Origin of the sequence: Haemophilus seminalis (genome assembly GCF_006384255.1) — a bacterium.
Classification (GTDB): Bacteria; Pseudomonadota; Gammaproteobacteria; order Enterobacterales; family Pasteurellaceae; genus Haemophilus; species Haemophilus seminalis.
The window spans coordinates 1-1,775 of record NZ_VCED01000013.1 but is presented as its reverse complement, the minus strand read 5'-3'; the positions used below and the strand labels follow the sequence as shown (position 1 = coordinate 1,775).

Genomic DNA, 1,775 nt, shown 5'->3' with positions numbered 1-1,775 from the left:
AACGCTCCCCTACCCAACAGACTTACGTCTGATGCCGCAGCTTCGGTGCTATATTTCAGCCCCGTTACATCTTCCGCGCAGGCCGACTCGACTAGTGAGCTATTACGCTTTCTTTAAATGATGGCTGCTTCTAAGCCAACATCCTAGCTGTCTAAGCCTTCCCACTTCGTTTCCCACTTAATATAGACTTTGGGACCTTAGCTGGCGGTCTGGGTTGTTTCCCTCTCCACGACGGACGTTAGCACCCGCCGTGTGTCTCCTGAGTATCACTCTTTGGTATTCGTAGTTTGCATCGGGTTGGTAATCCGGGATGGACCCCTAGCCGAAACAGTGCTCTACCCCCAAAGGTGTCCGCTCAAGGCTCTACCTAAATAGATTTCGGGGAGAACCAGCTATCTCCCGGTTTGATTGGCCTTTCACCCCCAGCCACAAGTCATCCGCTAATTTTTCAACATTAGTCGGTTCGGTCCTCCAGTTAGTGTTACCCAACCTTCAACCTGCCCATGGCTAGATCACCGGGTTTCGGGTCTATACCTTGCAACTAGACGCCCAGTTAAGACTCGGTTTCCCTTCGGCTCCCCTATTCGGTTAACCTCGCTACAAAATATAAGTCGCTGACCCATTATACAAAAGGTACGCAGTCACCCTTTCGGGCTCCCACTGCTTGTACGTACAAGGTTTCAGGTTCTATTTCACTCCCCTCACCGGGGTTCTTTTCGCCTTTCCTTCACAGTACTGGTTCACTATCGGTCAATCAGGAGTATTTAGCCTTGGAGGATGGTCCCCCCATCTTCAAACAGGATATCACGTGTCCCGCCCTACTTCTCGTTAACTTAGTACCATAGCCTGGATGTCGAGTACGGGGCTATCACCCTGTGTCGCTAAGCTTCCCAGCTTATTCCTCTATCTCTGCTGTTATCATTAACAGGCTCCTTCGCTTTCGCTCGCCGCTACTGACGAAATCTCGGTTGATTTCTTTTCCTCGGGGTACTTAGATGTTTCAGTTCTCCCGGTTTGCCTCACTTACCTATGAATTCAGTAAGTGATAGTAGATTCTTCATCTACTGGGTTTCCCCATTCGGATATCTTGGATTAAACGCCTCTTATCGACTCATCCAAGCTTTTCGCAGATTAGCACGTCCTTCTTCGCCTCTGATTGCCAAGGCATCCACCTTGTACGCTTAGTCACTTAACTATACAACCTCAAATGTTTTCAAAACTCAATATAAAATAGATATTGCGTTCTGAGCACTTTCAGCGTCATTAATTCAACTAAACACTTGATTGCTTTTGTTCAATCAAGATTTTATGCAAAACAGGTTTTGTTTTTAGAGTTTCCTTTTCAGTTCCCTCTTTTCACTTTCCTATTTTGCCTACTCAGACTTTCTCTCGAAAATCTCTTGTTTTCAGCTTGTTTCCAATTTTTTAAAGAACAGTAAGATAATCTAACAAAGTTATCTTTAATTGGCGTCCCCACGGGGATTCGAACCCCGGTTACCGCCGTGAAAGGGCGATGTCCTAGGCCTCTAGACGATGGGGACATCAATTAAAGATACTCTATCTTATTCTTATCTTTCAACGTCGCTTTCGCTTCGTATTCAATCTTGTCTACAACTATCAGCCAATCTGTGTGAGCACTCGCTGTCTCTCGTCTTCGGTAAGGAGGTGATCCAACCGCAGGTTCCCCTACGGTTACCTTGTTACGACTTCACCCCAGTCATGAATCATACCGTGGTAAACGCCCCCCTTGCGGTTAAGCTATCTACTTCTGGTAC

General features: G+C 46.7%; 1 tRNA gene and 2 rRNA genes. All 3 read right to left on the bottom strand.

From position 1 onward, the window contains the following. Positions 1-1,195 (bottom strand): 23S ribosomal RNA (locus FE813_RS10350); the annotation flags it as partial. 270 nt (positions 1,196-1,465) lie between these two features. Next, positions 1,466-1,541: transfer RNA gene (locus tag FE813_RS10345), tRNA-Glu, on the bottom strand. A 117-nt stretch (positions 1,542-1,658) separates the two neighbouring features. Continuing rightward, positions 1,659-1,775 (bottom strand): 16S ribosomal RNA (locus FE813_RS10340); the annotation flags it as partial.